This is a genomic window from Pseudomonas sp. LjRoot277 (genome assembly GCF_964253845.1).
GTDB lineage: Bacteria > Pseudomonadota > Gammaproteobacteria > Pseudomonadales > Pseudomonadaceae > Aquipseudomonas.
Map to the genome: position 1 here is coordinate 1,821,744 of NZ_CAXURI020000001.1, position 21,745 is coordinate 1,843,488.

The following is a 21,745-nucleotide window of genomic DNA, read 5'->3' on the forward strand; positions in this document are numbered from 1 at the left end:
CGAGCTGTAACCGTCTTTTCCTAAGCGGTTCCGTGGCCTCTACCTGAAAGGGGGAGGCCCGCCGCTCGAGAGTTTCCCGTCGTGAATCAACGCCCCCTCGTCAGTATCGTCATCCCTGCCTTCAACCCGCGCTTTTTCAGCCAGGCGTTGGAAAGTGCGCTCGCCCAGACCTACGAGCAGATCGAGATCGTCATCTGCGATGACTCCTCCAGCGACGAGATCCGCGACATCGTTGACAGCTTTGTCGAGCCGGCGCACCCGATTCGCTACCTGCGTAATCCACACCGTTTGGGCTTGCAGAAAAACGTGCTGCGTTGCGTAGAAGAAGCCCGGGGCGAGTTCATCAAAGTGCTGTGTGACGACGACCGTCTGTTTGCGCCGAGTATTGCCTTGCAGGCTCAGGTGTTGATCGACCATGCCGATGTCAATGTGGTGTTTGCCCTGCGGATGCTCAGCGATGCCGGTAATTTCCTCCTGCCGCCGCGGATCGACAACTGCCGCTTCTCGCCGAACGATGCGTTGCTGAAAGGCGACGACATGCTGGCGATCTTCGAAGGTACGCCAAAGAATTTCCTCGGCAACTTCAGTTCGACCCTGATACGTCGGGCCGATGTATTGGAGTTGTTGCCGGCGCTGATTCAGGAAGGCGCTGGTTTCGTCGCCATGCTCGATTTCGCCCTGTTTGTGTGTCTGATGCGTCGCGGCAATCTGGTGTCGCTCAACACGGTGCTGAGCACCGAGCGGTTGTACCCGCAACGACTCAGCAAAACCCCGGAGATGCTCAAGGCCGCTGCGGTGGAGTGGAGCTGGCTGGCGCAGATGCTCGCGGTACGCAGCGGCGAATCGGCACCGGCGTCGGGCTGGGTCCGTTACATCGACCTGGCCAATGTCACGGATCAACCTCACGCATGGCAAGAGCTGTGCGTCACGCGCATTCTCGGTAACCGCAACACGGTGGTCAGTGGCCGAGTGGGCGGAGAGAGTGAGAGCTACGAAGATTTTTATCGTGAATGGCTGGCGATCCGGAGGTTTTCGCAGGTCGAGCAACGCCTGATGCCGCAGCGCATCGACAGTTGGTCGTCGCGTCCGCAAATCGTACCGATCGTGATTGATAGAGACGCTGACGTGGCTGCGCTGGACATGACGTTGCAGAGCCTTCGTGCCCAGCTCTATGCGCCGCAGGCGGTGGTGGTGGTATCTGATGCTCATTGCGACACTGATGAGCGCCTCCTGCAGCTGCCATTCCAGGCAGACTGGGCGCAACAGCTCAATGCCGTGGTGCCCCAACTGGAGGGCACTCACTGGTTTTACTTATTGCGGGCGGGCGACACCTTACGCGAGTCGGCGTTGTTGGTTCTGGCTGAGCGTATCGCCGGGTCGCCCGGCATTCTGTGCGCCTATAGCGATGAAGGTAAGTTGACCGATGGCGAGTCGGTCGACCCGGTGTTCAAGCCGGATTTCAACCTTGACCTGATGCGCGCTTATCCCTACGTCGGCCGAACCTTGGCGTTTGAGCGCCAGCGCTTCATGGCGATGGGCGGTTTTGATTCGGCTCACGGTGAGTTGGCGCCCCATGATCTGTTGTGGCGTCTGGTTGAAGAGGCCGGGCCACAGATCGTCGAGCACATCGCCGAGATTCAGGTGGAGTCGAGTCTGGCCTTTGCCGATTGGCTGTCGCTGCCCGAGGTGATCGAGCGCAACGCCGGTATGGTTGGGGCTCATCTGGATCGTATCGGCGTGCCGCACAGGATACGTCACGAAGCGCTGCCGCTGATCAATCGCATCGACTACCTGCACGTCGCGCGTCCGTTGGTATCGATCATCATCCAGGCCGGTGGCTCGTTGTATGCGTTGCAACGTTGTACCGAAAGCCTGATTGAGCGTACGGCTTACGCTCAGTACGAAATCCTGATCGTCGACAGCGGCAGTGATGAGCCGGCGATGATCGAGTGGCTGGCGGCAATGGCGCAACTCGGTGCCGCCATGTTGCGGGTGCTGAATTACGCTGGGGAGGCCAACGAAGCGGCCATTCGTAATTTCGCGGCGAGTCAGGCGCGGGGCGATTACCTGGTGCTGCTCGATGCGCAAGCCGTGATTTGCGATGGCGACTGGCTGGACGAGTTACTCAACCATGCTCAGCGTCCCGAAGTGGGCGTGGTGGGTGCCAGGCTGCTGAGTCCCGAGGGAGCCATCGTCAGTGCCGGGTTGATCCTGGGGCTGGCCGGGCCGGTCGGTTCGCCGTTTGCTGGCGAGGCCGCGAACGGTCGTGGTTACATGCAGCGTTTGCAGGTCACCCAGAGCTGGAGTGCCGTGAGCAGTCAATGCCTGATGGTACGTAAACACGTTTTTGAAGAACTCGGCCGACTGGACGAGGCCACGTTCAGCCTCGGCTTGAGCGATGTCGATTTGTGTTTGCGGGCGAGCAAGGACGGCTATCTGGTGGTCTGGACGCCCTATGCCAGCGTGGTATTGGCGTCGCAGGCCGGTGCGTCACGGTCGACTTCGACGACTGCGCTACGCGAGCGTGAGGAAGACGCGTTCTACAGCAAATGGCTGCCGCAGATCGCCAAGGATCCGGCTTACAGTCCCGCGCTGAGCCTTGGGTTTTCCAGTTTCAGCCTGGAGACGTCGTTGCGCGACAACTGGAACCCTTTTTGCACCCGTGCCTTGCCGCTGATTCTGGGATTGCCGGTCAACAGCACTGCGGTCGGACACTATCGTGTCACCGGGCCAATGAAGGAACTCGAGGCGGCGGGACGAGTGATTTCCCGCTTCGCCTATGAGTCTCCATCGACGGTGGAGATCGAGCGGTTATCCCCGGACACCATCATCCTGCAATGTCGCTACAGTGAAGGTGCTGTCAGTGACATTTTGCGCATAAAGAAATACTCCAGTGCACTTCGGATTTTCGAACTGGACGACTACGTTGTCAGCGCGCCGAAGAAAAACACCCACACCCGCAACAAGCCAGTCAACACTGAACAGATGCTGCGCGAAGGCATCGCACTGTGTGATCGTGTGGTGGTGACGACCCAGCCGCTGGCCGACGCGTTATCGAGCATGCACAGCGAGATTCGCGTAGTACCGAACATGCTGTCGCCGGACCCGTGGGCGACACTGACCAGCCGCCGCCGAACCTCCAGCAAGCCGCGCGTTGGCTGGGGTGGCGGCACCAGTCATACCGGGGACCTGGAGATCATTGCCGAGGTCGTGCGCGAGTTGGCGAACGAGGTCGAGTGGGTGTTCTTTGGCATGTGCCCTGACGCCTTGCGCCCGTACATCCACGAGTTTCATTCCTCCGTCGGCTTGCAGAGCTACCCGTTCAAACTGGCGAGCCTGAACCTCGACCTGGCACTGGCACCACTGGAATTCCACATCTTCAACGACTGCAAAAGTAATCTGCGGTTACTGGAGTACGGTGCTTGCGGTTACCCGGTGATCTGCACCGACACCGAGGCCTATCGCGGCCACTTGCCGTGCACCAAGGTCTACAGCAACAGCTCGGACGAATGGCTGCAAGCGATCCGCATGCACTTGGCCGATCCGGATGCCAGCTACCGCATGGGCGACGAACTGCGTGAAGCGGTGCATCGTGATTTCATGCTGCGTGGCGACAACCTTCAGCATTGGCTGTGGGGTTGGTTGCCGGACTGATTTCGTCGCTGACCCTCAACCTTAAAAGACGTCCGAACGTAACCCGTACTCGGACGTTTTTTTTGTCCTGCGCAATTGGCTCACTTCCTGCAAGTCACCCGTATATCGCCATAAAACCTTCACCCCAAGGGCGTGAACGACCACTGGCTGCGGGCAAATGATGTGCATCTGACGGTTCGCCTACCCCTGCGGGGTACGGGCCGCGCGAAGAGCAAGAGGACAGCGATGAAGGCAGTAATTCTGGCAGGTGGTCTCGGTACGCGGATCAGCGAAGAGTCGCACCTCAAGCCCAAGCCGATGATCGAGATCGGTGGTAAGCCAATTCTTTGGCACATCATGAAACAGTACTCGGCCCACGGGATTCATGACTTCGTGATCTGCCTTGGCTACAAGGGCTATGCGATCAAGGACTTCTTCGCCAACTACTTCCTGCACACCTCCGATGTCACCTTCGACATGCGTGAAAACCGCATGGATGTTCACCAGAATTACAGCGAACCATGGCGTGTCACCCTGATCGACACCGGTGAAGAGACGCTGACCGGCGGGCGTTTGCGCCGTGCCGCGCGTTATCTGGAAAACGAAGAAGCTTTTTGTTTCACCTATGGAGACGGTGTGTCGGATCTGAACATCGGAGCGCTGGTAGATTTTCACCGGTCTCATGGCAGGCTGGCGACAGTGACCGCTGTGCAACCGCCAGGCCGTTATGGCGCCCTGGAGCGTAATGGCGACACGGTGTTGGGCTTCACCGAAAAACCTCGCGGCGACGGCGGCTGGATCAACGGCGGCTTCTTCGTGCTGTCACCCAAAGTGCTGCCCTACATCGCAGATGATCAAACTTCCTGGGAAGCCGAACCGCTGACTAGACTGGCGGGCGAAGAACAATTGCATGCGTTCCAGCACGACGGCTTCTGGCATCCAATGGACACCCTGCGCGACAAGAATCATCTGGAAGCGTTGTGGCAGAGCGGGGAGGCCCCATGGAAGCAGTGGGACTGAACGCGGAGTTCTGGCAGGGCAAGCGAGTCCTGATCACCGGCCACACCGGTTTCAAAGGCAGTTGGCTGACGTTGTGGTTGCAAAGCCTCGGTGCGAAGGTCAGCGGGTTTTCGCTTGATCCGTCCACCGAACCGAGCCTGTTCGAACTGGCGCGTGTTCACGAAGGCATCAACGACCAGCGCGGCGACCTGCGTGACTTGGGTGCCTTGCTTGAGGTCATCGCCGAAACCGAACCGGAGATCGTCCTGCATCTGGCGGCCCAGCCGCTGGTGCGTGAAAGTTATCGCGACCCGTTGGGCACCTATTCCAGCAATGTCATGGGAACCCTCAACCTGCTCGAAGCGATTCGTCAGGTCGGTGGTGTCCGTGCCTGTGTGCTGGTGACCACCGACAAGGTTTACGCCAATCAGGAATGGCTGTGGCCATACCGTGAAAACGAACCGTTGGGCGGGCATGACCCCTATAGCAGCAGCAAAGCTTGCTGCGAGCTGCTGGCGCAATCCTACGGCGCCTCATTCTTCGCCGCCGAACGTTATGACGAGCATGGCCTGGCCCTGGCGACTGCCCGTGCCGGCAATGTACTGGGCGGTGGTGACTTCGCCCCGGAGCGGCTGATCCCGGATGTACTCAAGGCCTGGTCCGCGAATGAACCGGTCACCTTGCGCTACCCACAAGCGGTACGTCCCTGGCAGCACGCGTTGGAGCCTCTGGCCGGTTACTTGTTGTTGGCTGAACGCTTGTACGAGCAGGGCCCGGCGTATTCGGGGGCCTGGAACTTCGGCCCGGGTGATGCCGATATGTGTACCGTCGGAAAAGTGGTGGAGCGGCTGGCCAGCCGCTGGCCGCAGGCACCCGGGCTGCGTATCGAGGCCAGCGACCTGCATGAGGCCGGCCTGTTGCGACTGGACAGCAGTCGTGCGCAGCAATTGCTCGGCTGGCGCCCTTGCTGGTCGCTGCGGCAGTGTCTTGAACATACGCTGGACTGGCATCTGGCCTGGAAGAATGGCGAGGACATGCGTGCGGTCACCCTGAATCAATTGAATCTTTACAAGGAACGGTCATGAACGAACTCACGCTCCAGGCGCTGGAACTGGAAGGGTTGTTTTTGATTCGGCAGAAAGTGTTCAGTGATGATCGAGGCCGGTTTGCCCGCCTGTTTTGCCAGACCAGCCTGACGGTGCAGGGCCGACCTTTCGCTATCCGCCAGATCAATCATTCGCGTACTGCCGAGAAGGGCAGCGTTCGAGGCCTTCATTACCAAAAAGCCGGGTTCGCCGAGTCCAAACTGATTACCTGCATACGCGGCGCGGTCTGGGATGTGGTGGTAGACCTGCGCCCGCAGTCGCCCACGTATTTGCACTGGCACGCTGAAGAGCTGCGTGCCGACGATGGGCGCAGCCTGCTGATCCCGGCGGGTTTCGCCCATGGTTTTCAATCCTTGACCGACGACTCGGAAGTGCTCTATCTGACGGATGCGGATTACGCCCCCGCCCATGAAGCCGGCCTCTCGGTCAATGACCCTGCATTGGCCATACCTTGGCCGTTGCCCGTCAAGAACTTGTCGGCCAAGGATGCCGGCCATCCACTGCTGGATGACCATTTCAGCGGTGTCGTGCTGTGACAGCTCGCGCAATGAAAGTGCTGGTCACCGGCGCCAGTGGCTTTGTGGGGCGACATCTGGTCAGTGCCTTGCTTGCCAAAGGCTTCAAGGTTCGGGCCGTGTCGCGAAACATCGAAGCGGCCCGTGCGATGCCGTGGTTTGGCGACGTGGAATTCGTTGCTGCTGATATCCAGTCCCCGGATCTGAATGTGACGGCTTTGGCCGAGGGGGTCGATGCCATCGCGCACCTGGCCTGGACCGGCTTGCCGAACTATCAGGCGCTGTTCCATTTCGAGCGCAACTTGCCGCTGGATTACGCTTTTCTCAAACGAGTGGTCGAGGCCGGCGTCAGCCAGGTGCTGGTCACCGGAACCTGTTTCGAGTACGGGCTGCAAAGTGGCCCTTTGAGCGAGGCGGTGGCGGCACAACCCAACACCCCCTATGGCTTGGCCAAACACACCTTGCGGTTGTTTCTTGAAGCCTTGCAGCGTGAGCGTCCGTTCACCTTGCAGTGGGCGCGGCTGTTCTATCTGCATGGCGAGGGACAGAACCCCAACAGCCTGTTGGCCAGCCTCGACCGGGCCATCGACGCCGGTGACGCTCAGTTCAATATGTCGGCGGGCGACCAGCTGCGTGACTACCTGGAAATCAGGCAGGCCGCGGGTCTGTTGGCGATGCTCATCGCCCGTCGCGATGTGGAAGGCGTCATCAATTGCTGCAGCGGGCAACCGGTTTCCGTCAGGGCGCTGGTTGAGCAGCATGTTCGTCAGCGTCAATCGTCCATCGCCCTGAATCTGGGGCACTACGGTTACTCCGCCCATGAACCCATGGCGTTCTGGGGCGTGGCCCAGCGGATTTCGAAACTGGCAGGAGAAGAACATGCAGCGTGAGCTATATCGAGTGGCCGGGCTGCCGGTACTCCAGAACCGCACATTTGCCAGCGCCGAGCAGGCCCGGGCTTCGGGCAGCGCCGATATCGTGCTGGTGCAGGACAGCCAGAGCGGGTTGATCTTCAACCAGGCCTTTGACGCCAGCAAGCTCAGCTACGACGCCGACTATCAAAACGAACAGGCCCATTCGGTTCAGTTCCAGCAGCACTTGAATGATGTCGAGGCCATTCTTGCTCATCATTTCAAAGGGCAAAGCCTGATTGAAGTCGGCTGCGGTAAAGGTTATTTCCTGGAGATGCTGCGCGAGCTGGGCTATGCCATCACCGGTATCGACCCCTCCTACGAAGGTGACAACGTCGAAGTCATCAAGGCCCCCTTCACCAAGGAGCTGGGGCTGGCCGCCGACGCTATCGTTTTGCGCCACGTTCTGGAACATATCAGCGATCCGGTGAGCTTCCTGGCTGAAATTGCCAGCGCCAATCAGGGTGGGCAGATTTACATCGAGGTGCCTTGCTTCGACTGGATTGTCGAACATAACGCCTGGTTCGATGTGTTCTACGAACATGTGAATTACTTCCGTCTTGCGGATCTGCGCGGTCTGTTCGGCACGGTGCACGAGTCGGGGCACCTGTTTGGCGGGCAGTACCTGTACATCGTCGCGGACCTGTCGACCTTGCGCCGAGCACCGGTCGAGGCGCCGCAACTGCTCACGCTCGCGGATAATTTCACCGCCAGCATCGGGCGAGCGGTGCAGATCATTCGCGCCAGCGGCACTCAGGGCGCAGGCATCTGGGGAGCCTCATCCAAGGGCGTGATCTATTCGCTGTTCCTGCAGCGCGCCGGTGTGACTGTCGAGCATGTGGTGGACATCAACCCGTCCAAGCAGGGCCGTTATCTGCCGCTGAGCGGGGTACGTGTCTCTTCGCCGCAAGAGGCCCTGGACGGTCTGCCTGAAGGTGCGAATCTGTTTGTGATGAACTCCAACTACCTCGAAGAAATCAAGCGGATGACCGGTGGACGCTACGTCTATCACGCCGTCGACAGCGCTTCGTTCCAGTGACTATTGAGATTACAAAAATGACCGACAACACGATCCATAAAGCCTTCGAAGCGGAATGTCAGGCAGAAATCGCCCGTCAGGGCGACGACCAGGAGCTGACCGCTCTGGCCCAGGATTTCTTCAATAAATCGGCCAAGCACAAATACAGCTACCACTTCTCGTGGATGGGGCGACCGATCATCCAGCTGCCGCAAGACATGATGGCGATGCAGGAAATCATCTGGCAGGTCAAACCGGACCTGGTGATCGAATGCGGTATCGCCCATGGTGGTTCGATCATTTACTACGCCTCGCTTCTGGAGCTGCAGGGCCACGGTGAAGTGCTGGGCATCGATCTCGACATCCGTGCGCACAACCGCGAAGCCATCGAAAGCCACCCGATGAGCAAACGCATTTCCATGATCGAAGGTTCGAGCACGGACCCGGCCATCGCCGCTCGAGTGCGCGCGTTGGCCGAAGGCAAAAAAGTCATTCTGGTGCTCGATTCCAACCATACCCATGATCACGTGCTTGAAGAGCTTCGTCTTTATGCGCCACTGGTCTCGGTGGACAGCTACTGCGTGGTCATGGACACCGTGGTCGAAGACATGCCGGCCGATTTCTTTCCAGATCGTCCGTGGGGCCCGGGTGACAACCCGAAGACTGCCGTGTGGAAGTACCTGGAAGAAAACAAGAACTTTGAAATCGACCAGCAGCTGCAAAACAAGCTGCTGATCACCGTGGCGCCCGACGGTTACCTGCGTCGCGTTCGTTAATCAACATTTGGATCGGGTTATTGGCCATTGGCCGGTTGCGGGGATAGAGATATGCAGGTTCAAAACAGTACTCATAACAACGTTGCACCGCTGAACGAGCGGTTCACGGTCGTGGTGATCACCCACAACCGGAACGCGTTCCTGCGGCGGACCCTGCAGTACTACAGCAACTATCCCTGCACGGTGCTGGTTCTGGACTCGTCTGTTGCAGGCGATGAGAGCATCGCCCGAGACTTCCCGTCGGTCGACTATCGCCATTTGCCTCAGTACACCTATCAAGGGCTTCAGGAAAAACTCACCTATGGCGTCACCCAAGTCACCACGCCTTACATGGTGTTTGCTGCCGATGATGATTTTCTGCTGCACGGCGCACTGACCGAGTCGCTGGAGTTTCTCGAAGCCAATCCCGACTATGGCATGTGCCATGGCTACGGAATGATGTACCTGGCCCGCGCCACCGAAGTTAACTACTACCGCCGTGACTGCAGGGTGCAAGAGGATTACAACTCGCAGCAGCCTGAAGATCGGGTCATTGAGTTCATGGGGCAGTTCCTGCCGCCGTTTTATGCGGTGACCCGCACCGACCTGCTGCAGCAGTGGTACAGCCAGCTGCCTGCGGGCACCAGTTTCGAGTGGCAGGAAATCGGCCACGCATTTTACCTGCTGGCCTGTGCCAAGGCGCGGATTCTGCCGATTCCCTACGCCGTGCGGGAGGCCAACTACGGCGCCTCGGATCACAACACCAACGTGTTGACCGTGCTCACGTACAAGGACGCGAAAACCGTCGCCGAGCGCGAGCAGTTTGCCGAGTTCCTGGCTTCGATTCTTACCCGGTTAAGCGACAAGAATCCGGCCGGGGCCAAACAGTTCGCACTGGACAGTTTTGCCGCCATGGCCGAGTGCTTGCTCGCAGGTCGCTCGCTCAAAGGCGCCATGATCTTTCGCTCGGCCTGGATCGAGGCCGGGCAAGCGCCGGTTCGCTCGTTCGCCCCCCAGCAGTTCGTCGAAATGCCGTTCTATAACAAGCCGATGTTCGACCTGCTGACCGAGTTCGAATTTCTGTTGCACGCGATGCCGGCCGGTCGCCTGCAATTGCAGGAGCTGGAAGGCGTCCTGCTCAAGCAGCACGAACTGATGCGCATCCATCCCAACGACAACGAGCGCACTATTCGTGCCCGTCTTTGGGAGGCGTTGAGTCTTGGCGTGTTCAATCGTTCGGTGGTCAAACGCCTGGCAGAGTCGCTCAAAGGTACAGAGGAAGCAGGCGAGGGGCTGAAGTTGCAGGCGTGGGCCGAGCGCCTCGATTCGCTACCGGGGCAGGGCGAGGGCACGTTGCTGCAGAGCATGCCGTCCGGGCGTTTGCTTGACTGGCTTGAAGCACGCAACCCCGATGCCGCCCAGCTTTCAGATATCACCAGGTATCTGGGCAAGCATGATGGCGGCCCGCAGTTCGCCATTTTGCTGCTGGATCTGGACGCCGACATGTTCAAGTTGCAGGCAACGTTCGACAGCCTGGTCAACGGACATTGCAAGACATTCAACGTGGTGGTGTTCACCACAGGCGAGTTACCGGCCACCACCAGCATCCGGGACACCGTGCACTTCGTCAAAGTCAGTACAACCCATTACGTGGACCGGATCAATCAGGTCATCGCGCAATCCTCCGCTGACTGGCTGCTGCTGGCCGAGGCCGGAGATCAGTTCACCCCGAGCGGGTTGTTGCGTGCCAGCCTCGAGCTGATGGGCGCCGAAGGCGTGCGCGCGGTGGCCATGGACGAAATTCAGCGTCAGACCAACGGCGCGTTGGTGGATGTATTCCGTCCCGGGGTCAACCTGGACCTGCTGCAAACCGTACCGTCGCTGATGGCACGGCACTGGTTGATCCAGCGTGACGTATTGGTCCAGGCCAAGGGCTTCTCGACCGAGCACACCCAGGCCCTGGAATTCGACCTGTTGCTGCGCCTGATCGAAGACGGCGGGTTGGGTGGGTTGGCGCATTTGTCCGAACCGTTGCTGATCTGCAACGCACCGGCCACAGAAGAAAACACGCAGGAACGCCAGGTATTGACCCGACACCTGGCCAACCGTGGCTATCGTGGCCAGGTCAGTTCGTCGTTGCCGCAGACGTATCAGATCAATTATCAGCACGCTGAACGGCCAATGGTCTCGATCATCCTGCACAGTCAGGACAACCTTGAGCACCTGAAAAGTGCGTTGGTCAGCGTGCTGCAGCGCACTCGCTATCAGCGCCACGAAGTGCTGATTGCCGATAATCACAGCCAGTCACCAGCGCTGGCCGAATGGCTGAGTAACCTGGAAGGCAAGGGCGAGCGCATTCGTGTGCTGCGTACCGCTGAGCGCTTGAGTGCCTCGGCGTTGTACAACGTCGCAAGCGCCGAGGCCAAAGGTGAGTACCTGGTAATGCTGTCGGCCGAAGCGCAGGTATTCAATGCCAACTGGCTCGACGCCATGCTCAACCAGGCCCAGCGCCCGGAAGTCGGCATCGTTGGCGCCAAACTGATAGACATTCGTGGTGTTACCACCCAGGCCGGGCTGATCCTCGGCTTGAATGGCAGCCTCGGCTCGGCCTTTGTCGGCGAGCGCAAAGATGCCATGGGTTATCTGAACGGCCATCAAGTCGAGCAGAACTATTCGGCGGTATCTGGCGCCTGCCTGATGATTCGCAAGGACTTGTTCGACGCAGTGGGTGGTTTGGACGAAGAGCATTTCCAGGAAGCGTTTGCCGACATCGACCTGTGCCTGAAAGTCGCCGATGCCGGCTACCTGACGGTCTGGTGCCCACAGGCGCAGTTGCTGCACCCGGGCCTGCTGCCGGATGCTCCACAACTGGCAGCTGCCCTGCGTGACAAGTGGCAGGCGCGCTTCGCTCAGGATGTGGCCTACAACCAGAATCTTTCCCTGACCGGCAAGGGCTTTACCCTCGGCGACGCCTCCAGTGTGAACTGGTCGCAGCTGCTTGCTTAAGCCTGACTGACAGGTACAAGGACTCAAGGCATGTTCAACGGTAAATCGATTTTCATCTCTGGCGGCACCGGCTCGTTCGGGCGCAATTTCATCCGCCGGTTGCTGGAGCAATACCAGCCCAAGCGTGTGGTGGTGTTCTCCCGCGATGAACTCAAGCAGTACGAGATGCAGCAGACGTTCAATGCGCCGTGCATGCGTTACTTCCTCGGTGACGTGCGTGATGCCGAGCGTTTGCGTCAGGCCATGCGCGGCATCGATTACGTGGTGCACGCTGCAGCGCTGAAACAAGTGCCGGCGGCGGAATACAACCCCACCGAATGCATCCGCACCAACGTCAACGGCGCGGAGAACATCATCGCCGCGGCCATCGATAACGGCGTGAAAAAAGTCGTCGCGCTGTCCACCGACAAGGCCGCCAGCCCGATCAATCTGTACGGCGCCACCAAGTTGCTGTCGGACAAATTGTTCGTCGCCGCGAACAACATTGCCGGTGACCAGAACACCCGTTTTTCGGTGGTCCGTTACGGCAACGTCGCCGGCTCGCGGGGGTCGGTGGTGCCGTTTTTCAGCAAGCTGATTGCCGAGGGCGCGCCAGAATTGCCGATCACCGATGAGCGCATGACGCGCTTCTGGATCACCCTCGATCACGGTGTGCAGTTTGTGCTCGACAGCTTCGCCCGCATGCACGGTGGTGAAGTGTTTGTGCCGAAGATTCCGTCGATCCGCATCGTCGATCTGGCGTTGGGTATGGCAGAACATTTGCCGCACAGGAACGTCGGCATTCGTCCGGGAGAAAAGCTCCATGAGTTGATGGTGCCGCTGGACGACGCGCGCATGACCCTGGAGTTCGATGATCACTACACCATTCAGCCGTCGATCCGCTTCACCAGCGTCGACGTGGATTTTGCCGTCGACAAACTGGGCGAGCAGGGCAAACCTGTGAGCGAGGATTTCGAGTATCGCTCCGACACCAACCCGCACTTCCTGTCGGTAGGCCAGATCGCAGATCTGCACGCTGAGCTGTCGGCATGATTCCCTACGGTCGGCAAAGCCTCGATCAGGCAGACATCGATGCGGTGGTCGCCGTGTTGCAGTCCGACTGGCTGACACAGGGGCCGACCATCGAGCGTTTCGAACAGGCCATGGCCGGGCGTTGCCAGGCTGATTTCGCAGTGGCGGTGTGCAATGCCACCGCCGCGTTGCACATCGCTTGCCTGGCGGCGGGACTCGGGCCGGGCGACCGGTTGTGGACCACGCCGAACACCTTTTTGGCTTCGGCCAATTGTGGTCGCTATTGTGGCGCCGAAGTGGACTTCGTCGACATCGATCCGCTGACCTGGAACCTCGATGCCTATGCCCTGGCCTCGAAACTTGAGCAGGCCGAGCGCGACGGCACGTTGCCGAAGGTATTGGTGGCCGTGGCGTTTTCCGGTCAAAGCTGCGACATGCGCATGATCGCCGAGTTGGCCGAACGCTATGGCTTTACGGTGATCGAGGATGCGTCCCACGCGGTCGGCGCGTCCTATGCCGGGCGTCCGGTGGGTTGCGGCGAGTTTGCGGCGATGACGGTGTTCAGTTTCCACCCCGTGAAGATCATCACCAGTGCCGAGGGCGGCATGGTCCTGACCAATCGCCCGGAATTGGCCGAGCGCCTGCGACGTCTACGCAGCCACGGCATGACCCGCGATCCGCAGCAGATGACCGAATCCAGCCATGGTCCCTGGTACTACCAGCAAGTGGAATTGGGCTTCAACTACCGGATCACCGATCTTCAAGCGGCGCTCGGTCTGTCACAACTGAACAAGCTCGATGGCTTCATCGAACGTCGTCGTGAACTGGCGGCGCGGTATGACCGATTGCTGGCGTACCTGCCGTTGACCTTGCCCAGCGCGCAACCAGACGCCGAGTCAGCATGGCATCTGTACGTGGTGCGGTTGCAGCCTGATCGGATCAGCCTCAGCCATCGGCAGGTGTTCGAAGGGTTGCGGGCGGCCGGGGTCGGGGTGAACCTGCACTATATTCCGCTGCATTTGCAGCCGTACTATCGTGATCTCGGGTTTGCCGAGGGAGACTTCCCGCAGGCCGAACGTTATTACGCCGAGGCCATCAGCCTGCCGCTGTTCCCTCTGCTGAGCGATGAACAACAGGACTTCGTGGTCGAGCAACTGCGTCGGTTGGTTCTTGAGGAGTAGTGACATTTGAGCTGCGTTGCAATCATTCCAGCCCGCGGTGGCAGCAAGCGTATCCCGCGCAAGAACCTCAAACCGTTCGACGGTGTACCGATGATCGTCCGTTCGATCCGTACGGCGCTCGATTGCGGGTTGTTCGATCAAGTCGTCGTCAGTACGGATGACGAAGAAATTGCCGACGTCGCCCGGGCTCATGGAGCACAGGTGCCGTTCGTGCGGCCTGTCGAACTGGCTGATGATTTCACCGGGACAGCTGCGGTGATCGTACATGCCTTGAGCCAATTGCCGATCTTCGACTACGTCTGCTGCATCTACGCTACTGCACCGCTGTTGCAGGCACGCTATCTGCGTCAGGGGCATGAATTGCTGGTGCAGCATCCGGACAAGTCGTTCGCTTTTTCCGTGGCCGGTTTCGGCTTCCCGGTGCAACGTGCCTTGACCCTTGATGAACAGGGTGCCTTGACCTCGCTCTATCCGGAGTTTCGCACTACCCGCTCACAGGATTTGCCTGAAGCCTATCAGGATGCCGGCCAGTTCTATTGGGGGCGCACAGAAGCCTGGTTGCGCGGCGATGTGCTGTTTTCGCCGGCGAGCCTGCCGGTGATTCTGCCGCGGCATCTGGTGCAGGACATCGATACCCTCGAAGACTGGAAGCGTGCCGAATACCTCTACGCCGCGTTGAAGGCTGGCGGAGAGCTGCAATGAGAGTACTGATCCGCGCCGACGCGTCGCCGACCATTGGCAGCGGTCACATCGCTCGCTGTTTGACCCTGGCCAGAGTCTTGCGCAAGCAAGGCGCGCAGGTGGCTTTCGCGTGCCGCCTGTTGCAGGGCCATCGACTGGATGCACTGCAAGCCGAGGGCTTTGAAACCTTCGCGTTGCCGGATCGCTATCCCGATGAAGACCCGCAGCAGGCGATCGAATCCCTGCTGCCGTGGCAGGCGGACATCGCCGCGCTCGGGCAAGCGTTGAGCAATCATCCGGCCTTCGATTGGGTCATCGTCGACCACTACGGCCTCGACCATCACTGGCAGATCGCGGCCCGCCGCTGGGCACCACGGATTGCCGCTGTGGACGATCTCGCCACTCGAACCTACAGCGTCGATCTGCTGCTCAACCAGAATTTGTCGGGTACGCCACAAGCCTATGCTTCGCTGCTGGCGCCCGGTTGCCAGACCTTGCTCGGCCCACGTTTTGCCTTGCTGCGCGATGAATTCTGCTGCCCGGCGATTCCGGTCAAGCCCCACGCCAGGCGAGTGCTGGTGAATTTCGGTGGCTTCGATGCGGCGATGCAAACCCATCACGCGATGCTGGCAATGGCGGATTTGCATGAGCTCGAAGTCGATTTCGTCGCCGGTGCCGACAACCCGGACTGGGCACAAATGCAGGCCTTGGCGGCGAGTCGTCCGAACTGGCGCTTGCACAGTTTTGTCAGTGACTTTTACCGACTGATGACCGAGGCCGACCTGTTTGTCGGTGCCGGCGGTGGCACCAGTTGGGAGCGGGCGGCCATGGGATTGCCGACGATCTGTATCGCGGTCTCGAATAATCAGCAGGCCAACGCCGAAATGATGGCGACCTCAGGTTCCCATGTGTATCTGGGCCCCCGCTCGAACGTAAGCGTCGAGCAGTTGCGTCAGGCCATTGCTTTTCTCGCGGGCAATCAGGGGTTACGCCAAAGCCTGGCCGAACACTCGCGTCGGTTGGTCGATGGGCGGGGTGCACAGCGGGTTGCGGCAGCGCTCGCCGGTGCGGTACTGCAGGTTCGCAAGGCGTCCCTGGACGATGCGCAGCTGCTGTTCGAGGGGCGCAATGCCGAGTCGGTGCGGCGCTGCTCGCTGGACACGCAGGTCATCGATTGGCAACGGCATCAAGACTGGCTGGCCGCGAGCCTGAGCAACCCAGGGCGATTACTGTTGATTGCCGAGGCGGACGATGGCCCGGTCGGAGTACTGCGTTATGACCTGGACGGACTTGAAGCCGAAGTCTCGATCTACCTGCTTGAAGGCCGCCTCGGTCTGGGGTGGGGCAGGGCACTGTTGGCGCGGGGCGAGGCCTTCGTGACCACCCACTGGCCGCAACTGAATGTCATCACCGCTCAAGTGTTGCCGGCGAATCAGCCGTCGCTGAAGCTGTTTCGCGAGGCAGGATTCACCCAGCGTGCTTGCGCGTTCACGCGCATATTGAAGGATCACCGCAATGACTAGCTTCAAGATTGGCCATCGCTCCATCGGTGCCGATGCGCCACCGTTCATCATTGCCGAGATGAGTGGCAACCATAACCAGTCTCTGGAGGTGGCGCTGCAGATCGTCGAAGCCGCGGCCAAGGCCGGCGCTCATGCCTTGAAGCTACAGACCTACACCGCCGAGACCATGACCCTGGACCTGTCCGAAGGTGAGTTCTTCATCAAGGACCCTGACAGCCTCTGGGCCGGTTCTTCGTTGTACGCGTTGTACGAGAAGGCCCACACACCGTGGGAATGGCACGCGCCGATTTTCGCCCGGGCCAAAGAGCTGGGCATGCTCGCGTTCTCCACACCGTTCGATGACACCGCGGTGGACTTCCTCGAAAGCCTCGACGTACCGGCCTACAAGATTGCCAGTTTCGAAAACACCGACCTGCCGTTGATTCGGCGCGTCGCTGCGACCGGCAAGCCATTGATCATTTCTACCGGCATGGCCAGCATCGCTGAACTCGACGAAACCGTACGTGCCGCCCGCGAGGCCGGTTGCAAGGATCTGGTGTTGCTCAAGTGCACCAGCACTTACCCGGCGACACCCGCCAACAGCAACGTGCGGACGATTCCTCATTTGCGCGAATTGTTTGGCTGTGAAGTCGGGCTGTCTGACCACTCCATGGGCGTCGGTGTGTCTGTGGCCGCGGTGGCACTGGGGGCAACGGTGGTGGAAAAACATTTCACCCTCGATCGAGCTGCGGGTGGTGTGGATGCCAGTTTCTCTCTGGAGCCTGCTGAACTGGCCAGTCTGGTGATCGAAACTGAGCGCGCCTGGCAGGCCATGGGCCATGTGCATTACGGCGTGACTGAAGCCGAGCGCAAGTCCGTGGTGTATCGCCGTTCGCTGTATGTGACTCAGGACATGGCGGCCGGCGAGCCCTTCACCGTCGCCAATCTGCGGGCCATCCGTCCTGGCTTGGGGCTGGCGCCTAAACACGCTGAAACCCTTCTGGGGCGCCGCGCCTGCCAGGCCATCAAGCGCGGAACACCGCTGGATTGGTCGTTGGTCGAATAACGTCTTATCGGCCAGATTCGGCAAAATAGCGTGACCTGCGAGTCATAACGCGCATCTTCACTGTATTGTATTAATCGGGGAGGTGGCGCCTGGTGTCTGTTTGACCCGGTGATAGCCTTTTATTCTTCCCGTCCGTCGCTCCCTCGGGGCGACATTTTTCTCTGTTTGTCGGCGCCCCTCGAATCATTACGAGCGGTGGTATTGGGCTGTTTATTATTGGGAAGCCGTAATGATTGGCATAAAAAGCATTGCGAGCTACGTTCCTGTAGCCGGCGTGGACAATTACGCACAAGGTGCAAAATTCGAAAAGGATGAAGAGTTCATCCTGGGCAAGATCGGTTCGGCCTTCCTGCCGCGCAAAGACGCCGGGCAGGAAACCTCGGACCTGTGTGTCGAAGCAGCCAATGCGCTGTTCGCCAACAATCCCGACTTGAAACGTGAAGACATCGACGTGCTGATCGTTGTCACCCAGAACGGCGACGAAGAAGGCCTGCCGCACACGGCTGCCATCGTTCAGGACAAACTGGGCCTGCCGACTACCGTGGCCGCGTTCGATATTTCCCTGGGCTGCTCCGGCTACGTCTACGGCATCTACGCCATCAAGGGTTTCATGGAAGCCGCAGGCTTGAAGAATGGCCTGCTGATCACAGCTGATCCGTACTCGAAGATCGTCGACCCGGAAGACCGCAACACCACCATGCTGTTTGGTGATGCCGCCACCGCCACCTGGATGGGTGAAAACGCGCCATGGCAGTTGGGCAAGGCCAAGTTCGGCACCGATGGTTCCGGCGCACCGCACCTGAAGGTGACCGATGGCGTGTTCTTCATGAACGGCCGTCAGGTGTTCAATTTTGCGCTGCTTAAAGTTCCGGCGCATTTGCACGAGTTGCTGGCCGATTCGCAACTGACCGCTGACGATATCGATGCCTTTTGCATCCACCAGGGCAGTGCCGCGATTGTCGACGCGGTGGCACGACGCTTCGAAGGCGAGCCGGAGAAGTTCATCAAGGACATGGTCGAGACCGGCAACACGGTGTCGTCGAGCATCCCGCTTCTGCTGGAAAAACATGTGCTGGACTCCACCTGGAAGCGTGTGGCGTTGAGCGGTTTCGGCGTTGGTTTGTCGTGGGGTTCGGCGATCATCTATCGCCCTTGAGCCTCGGCTCTTTAGCCAAAGAATGCCAGGCACAAAAAAAGCGTTCAAGGTGTAACCTTGAGCGCTATTTTTTTGCCCGAATGAAAAGCGAGGCTTCATGAGCGAGTTCTTTGAGCGCAACGTCGACGTCATACAGCACCGCTGGCCAATGCTGTCTGCGCGCTTGCTGGTTGAGAACACAAGCCTGTTACAGGCTGAGCTGGTGGAAGGCCTGGGCTCGACGCTGAGCATCAACGGCATTCAGCTGACCAGTCGCCATGACCGCACCCGCGAGGCCAGGCTTCAGGCTGGCAGCCTGCCGATCGACAGCCCCGTGGTGCATGTCTATGGCACCGGGCTTGGTGATTTGCAAATGGAGCTGCTGGCGCGCGCCGGGCTTGAGCATTTGTATGTGCACATCCTCAACGGCGCGGTGTTTGCGCTGGTGCTGCAACTGCTGGATCAGCAACAGTGGCTCGGCGATCCGCGGGTCGAGCTGATGTACGCCGGCGATCTGGCGGAAATCCAACTGCCGTTTTTCGCCTTGCCGTCCGAGCTGGTATTGGCGGATGACTTCAATGCCAAGATCCGTGATCGCCTGATCAGCGAAACCCATCTGACCTTCAATAATCGTGAGTTCGATCCTCAGGCCCCAGACATCGTCGAGCGCTTGCAGGCGAGTCTGGAGCTTGTGCAAGCCGATTGCGACGTGGCCGAGTTGTTCGATTCGCGCAAGGGGCAAGAGATTTTCGTCATTGCCACGGGGCCTAGCCTTGAGCAGCACTTCGAGACCTTGCGCGCGATTCGCAATCAGGCCGAGCGACCGTTGTTCATTTGTGTCGATACGGCCTACCGACCGCTGCTCGATCACGGGGTCCGCCCTGATGTGGTGGTCAGTATCGACCAGCGCATCTCGGCTCGGCATCTACCACCTGAAGGTACGGCCGATATCATCCTGGCGTACATGCCCATGGTTGATCCCCTGGTGCTTGAAGCCTGGCAGGGACCGCGCTATGCCAGTTACTCCGCCAGCCCGATCTATCAACAGTTGCGTCAGCAATGGCCCAAGGGGGAGCTGTATGGGGGGGGGAGTGTGATTCACCCGGCAGTGGACCTTGCAGTGAAGATGGGCGCAGCGCAGATCACCCTGTTCGGCGCCGACTTTGCCTTCCCCGGGGATAAGACCCATGCCGGCTGGAACGATGGCGACCTTGGCCCGCAACTGGGTGTGGCCAAACACTGGGTACTTGATGGTCGCGGCCAACGAATCAAAACTCAACTTAACTTCCGTAGCTACCTGTGTGAGTTGGAGCGTTTTATCGCCGGCCACCCTCACGTGCGTTTCTATAACAGCAGCCGGGCAGGGGCGATGATCGCCGGTGCGGTGTTTCACCCGGAGTTGACGGTATGAGCGGGCTGCAGTCTTTTATCGTCGGTTCGCAGCAGTGTGCGGCGTTGTTTCGGTTGGGGTGTGATGTGGAGGCGGGGCTGGCGATGATCGAACTGATCTCGACGGTGCAGGTGTCCTTCGATCAGGCGTCAAAGGATGCTCAGCAACAATGGGTATTTTTGCTCGGCCTGATGCTCGGTTGCCAGGAAGCACAAAACTGGCTCGCCCTGGCGGATTACCTCGAATACGAATTGGTCCAGCTGATGACCGACACTCTGTCCTTTTAAACAGTTTCTCTTCTGCCGGCGCCGGCGAGTCTTCGCCAACCTGTCGCCGGCATTTCCCTGACGTCATTTTTTCGCTGCTTGAGTGTGGCCAAGTCCTTTGTTTACGGGGGGTGGCAACGTGATGGCAAATATTTTTGAAAATCCCCTAAAGCAAGTTGCAATCCCGACGATAACTATTACGAAGGTTCTCTAGGCCATACCCGGCGGTTGCCAGGGCCGGAAGCCGCAGTACCCAACCAACGAGGAATTCGTCATGGCTTTAACAGTAAACACTAACGTTACATCGTTGAACGTACAGAAAAACCTGAACAAGGCTTCTGATGCTCTGTCGACTTCGATGACCCGTTTGTCTTCCGGCCTGAAAATCAACAGCGCTAAAGACGACGCTGCCGGCCTGCAAATCGCTACCCGTATGACCTCGCAGATCCGTGGTCAGACCATGGCGATCAAAAACGCCAACGACGGTATCTCGATCGCTCAGACTGCTGAAGGCGCGATGCAAGAATCGACCAACATTCTGCAGCGTATGCGTGAACTGGCTGTTCAATCCCGAAACGATTCCAACGGTACCGACGACCGTGCTGCTCTGAACAAAGAGTTCGCAACCATGTCGGACGAACTGACCCGTATTGCCAAGTCGACCAACCTGAACGGCAAAAACCTGATCGATGGCACCGCTGGCACCATGACCTTCCAGGTCGGTTCCAACACCGGCGCTACCAACCAGATCACCATCACTCTGGATAGCGGCTTCGATGCTGCCACCCTGAGCGTTGACTCTGCTGCCGTCGCCATCACCGGTAACGACAGCGCCACTGCAGAAGCCAGCACCGCTGCTGCAATCGACGCAATCGACGCGGCCCTGAAAACCATCAACACCAGCCGTGCGGACCTCGGTGCTGCCCAGAACCGTCTGACCAGCACCATCTCCAACCTGCAGAACATCAACGAAAACGCCAGCGCTGCACTGGGTCGCGTACAAGATACCGACTTCGCTTCGGAAACTGCACAGCTGACCAAGCAACAAACTCTGCAACAAGCTTCCACCGCAATTCTGGCTCAGGCCAACCAACTGCCATCCGCTGTACTGAAACTGCTTCAGTAATAGCTGGGTGAGTTTTGGCGGGGGAGTGCGCACGTCGCGCTCTCTCGCTTTTTTAGTTTAAGAGGTGATGGACATGGATATGAGCGTGAAGCTGAACTTGTCTTATCCTGCGGCCAAGCAGGCGACGACTGTTGCCGATAAGCCGGCGCAGAAGCCTCTAGCGGAAACTGCACCAGTGGTTGCCGTCAAGGAAGAAAGTAAAGGCACTCAAACCGAGCAGGAACAACTGAAGATGGCCGTTCAGGAAATCGAAAAGTTTGTTCAGTCGGTCAAGCGCAACCTGGAGTTCTCGATTGACGAGCCTTCAGGCAAAGTTGTGGTAAAAGTGATTGCCAGTGACTCCGGTGAGGTGATTCGTCAGATCCCCAACGAAGAAGTCCTTAAGCTGGCCAATAGCTTGAATGATGCAAGCAGCCTGTTGTTCAGCGCAAAAGTCTGACAGCT

18 protein-coding genes are annotated in these 21,745 nt (G+C 59.2%); all 18 read left to right on the top strand.

Going from position 1 to position 21,745, the window contains the following annotated elements; all coding sequences use genetic code 11:
• Positions 1 to 81: 81 nt before the first annotated feature.
• The 18 genes from ACSQ87_RS08680 to ACSQ87_RS08765 all read left to right on the top strand — a co-directional run bounded on the left by ACSQ87_RS08680 (position 82) and on the right by ACSQ87_RS08765 (position 21,740).
• Positions 82 to 3,654 carry a glycosyltransferase gene (locus tag ACSQ87_RS08680; RefSeq protein ID WP_223431619.1) on the top strand — a complete coding sequence of 1,191 codons (3,573 nt, stop codon included), beginning with the start codon at positions 82 to 84 and terminating at the stop codon, positions 3,652 to 3,654.
• A 225-nt stretch (positions 3,655 to 3,879) separates the two neighbouring features.
• Positions 3,880 to 4,653 (top strand): glucose-1-phosphate cytidylyltransferase, encoded by a 774-nt coding sequence (gene rfbF / locus ACSQ87_RS08685; protein WP_223431618.1) that lies wholly within the window; start codon positions 3,880 to 3,882, stop codon positions 4,651 to 4,653.
• A complete protein-coding gene (rfbG, locus tag ACSQ87_RS08690) occupies positions 4,635 to 5,717 on the top strand; it encodes a CDP-glucose 4,6-dehydratase (protein WP_223431617.1) in 1,083 nt (360 codons plus the stop codon). The genes rfbF and rfbG overlap by 19 nt, the downstream gene beginning before the upstream one ends.
• Entirely contained in the window at positions 5,714 to 6,274 is a 561-nt protein-coding gene (rfbC, locus tag ACSQ87_RS08695) for a dTDP-4-dehydrorhamnose 3,5-epimerase (protein WP_223431616.1), read from the top strand. The genes rfbG and rfbC overlap by 4 nt, the downstream gene beginning before the upstream one ends.
• 11 nt (positions 6,275 to 6,285) lie before the next feature.
• Positions 6,286 to 7,143: an NAD-dependent epimerase/dehydratase family protein gene (locus ACSQ87_RS08700; RefSeq protein WP_223431631.1), complete on the top strand. Its 858-nt coding sequence runs from the start codon at positions 6,286 to 6,288 to the stop codon at positions 7,141 to 7,143.
• Positions 7,133 to 8,203: a class I SAM-dependent methyltransferase gene (locus tag ACSQ87_RS08705; protein WP_223431615.1), complete on the top strand. Its 1,071-nt coding sequence runs from the start codon at positions 7,133 to 7,135 to the stop codon at positions 8,201 to 8,203. Before ACSQ87_RS08700 ends, ACSQ87_RS08705 begins: the two co-directional genes overlap by 11 nt.
• A gap of 17 nt (positions 8,204 to 8,220) precedes the next feature.
• Positions 8,221 to 8,958: a cephalosporin hydroxylase family protein gene (locus ACSQ87_RS08710; protein ID WP_150655081.1), complete on the top strand. Its 738-nt coding sequence runs from the start codon at positions 8,221 to 8,223 to the stop codon at positions 8,956 to 8,958.
• Between the two features lie 51 nt (positions 8,959 to 9,009).
• Positions 9,010 to 11,943, top strand: a complete 2,934-nt coding sequence (locus tag ACSQ87_RS08715) for a TIGR00180 family glycosyltransferase (RefSeq protein ID WP_223431614.1) — start codon at positions 9,010 to 9,012, stop codon at positions 11,941 to 11,943.
• Positions 11,944 to 11,973: 30 nt separating this feature from the next.
• Positions 11,974 to 12,975 carry a UDP-N-acetylglucosamine 4,6-dehydratase (inverting) gene (pseB, locus tag ACSQ87_RS08720; protein WP_223431613.1) on the top strand — a complete coding sequence of 334 codons (1,002 nt, stop codon included), beginning with the start codon at positions 11,974 to 11,976 and terminating at the stop codon, positions 12,973 to 12,975.
• Positions 12,972 to 14,135, top strand: coding sequence for a UDP-4-amino-4,6-dideoxy-N-acetyl-beta-L-altrosamine transaminase (pseC, locus tag ACSQ87_RS08725; protein ID WP_223431612.1), 1,164 nt, complete (start codon positions 12,972 to 12,974; stop codon positions 14,133 to 14,135). Before pseB ends, pseC begins: the two co-directional genes overlap by 4 nt.
• Positions 14,136 to 14,141: 6 nt before the next feature.
• Positions 14,142 to 14,837, top strand: a complete 696-nt coding sequence (gene pseF / locus ACSQ87_RS08730) for a pseudaminic acid cytidylyltransferase (protein ID WP_223431611.1) — start codon at positions 14,142 to 14,144, stop codon at positions 14,835 to 14,837.
• A complete protein-coding gene (gene pseG / locus ACSQ87_RS08735) occupies positions 14,834 to 16,339 on the top strand; it encodes a UDP-2,4-diacetamido-2,4,6-trideoxy-beta-L-altropyranose hydrolase (protein WP_223431610.1) in 1,506 nt (501 codons plus the stop codon). Before pseF ends, pseG begins: the two co-directional genes overlap by 4 nt.
• Positions 16,332 to 17,384 (top strand): pseudaminic acid synthase, encoded by a 1,053-nt coding sequence (gene pseI, locus ACSQ87_RS08740; RefSeq protein WP_223431609.1) that lies wholly within the window; start codon positions 16,332 to 16,334, stop codon positions 17,382 to 17,384. The genes pseG and pseI overlap by 8 nt, the downstream gene beginning before the upstream one ends.
• A gap of 229 nt (positions 17,385 to 17,613) precedes the next feature.
• Positions 17,614 to 18,540, top strand: coding sequence for a ketoacyl-ACP synthase III (locus ACSQ87_RS08745; protein WP_134421374.1), 927 nt, complete (start codon positions 17,614 to 17,616; stop codon positions 18,538 to 18,540).
• Between the two features lie 97 nt (positions 18,541 to 18,637).
• Positions 18,638 to 19,930, top strand: a complete 1,293-nt coding sequence (locus ACSQ87_RS08750) for a motility associated factor glycosyltransferase family protein (RefSeq protein WP_223431608.1) — start codon at positions 18,638 to 18,640, stop codon at positions 19,928 to 19,930.
• Positions 19,927 to 20,196: a hypothetical protein gene (locus ACSQ87_RS08755; protein WP_223431607.1), complete on the top strand. Its 270-nt coding sequence runs from the start codon at positions 19,927 to 19,929 to the stop codon at positions 20,194 to 20,196. Before ACSQ87_RS08750 ends, ACSQ87_RS08755 begins: the two co-directional genes overlap by 4 nt.
• Before the next feature lie 253 nt (positions 20,197 to 20,449).
• Positions 20,450 to 21,301: a flagellin domain-containing protein gene (locus ACSQ87_RS08760; protein WP_150655091.1), complete on the top strand. Its 852-nt coding sequence runs from the start codon at positions 20,450 to 20,452 to the stop codon at positions 21,299 to 21,301.
• 73 nt (positions 21,302 to 21,374) lie between these two features.
• Positions 21,375 to 21,740, top strand: coding sequence for a flagellar protein FlaG (locus tag ACSQ87_RS08765; protein WP_150655092.1), 366 nt, complete (start codon positions 21,375 to 21,377; stop codon positions 21,738 to 21,740).
• Positions 21,741 to 21,745: the final 5 nt, after the last annotated feature.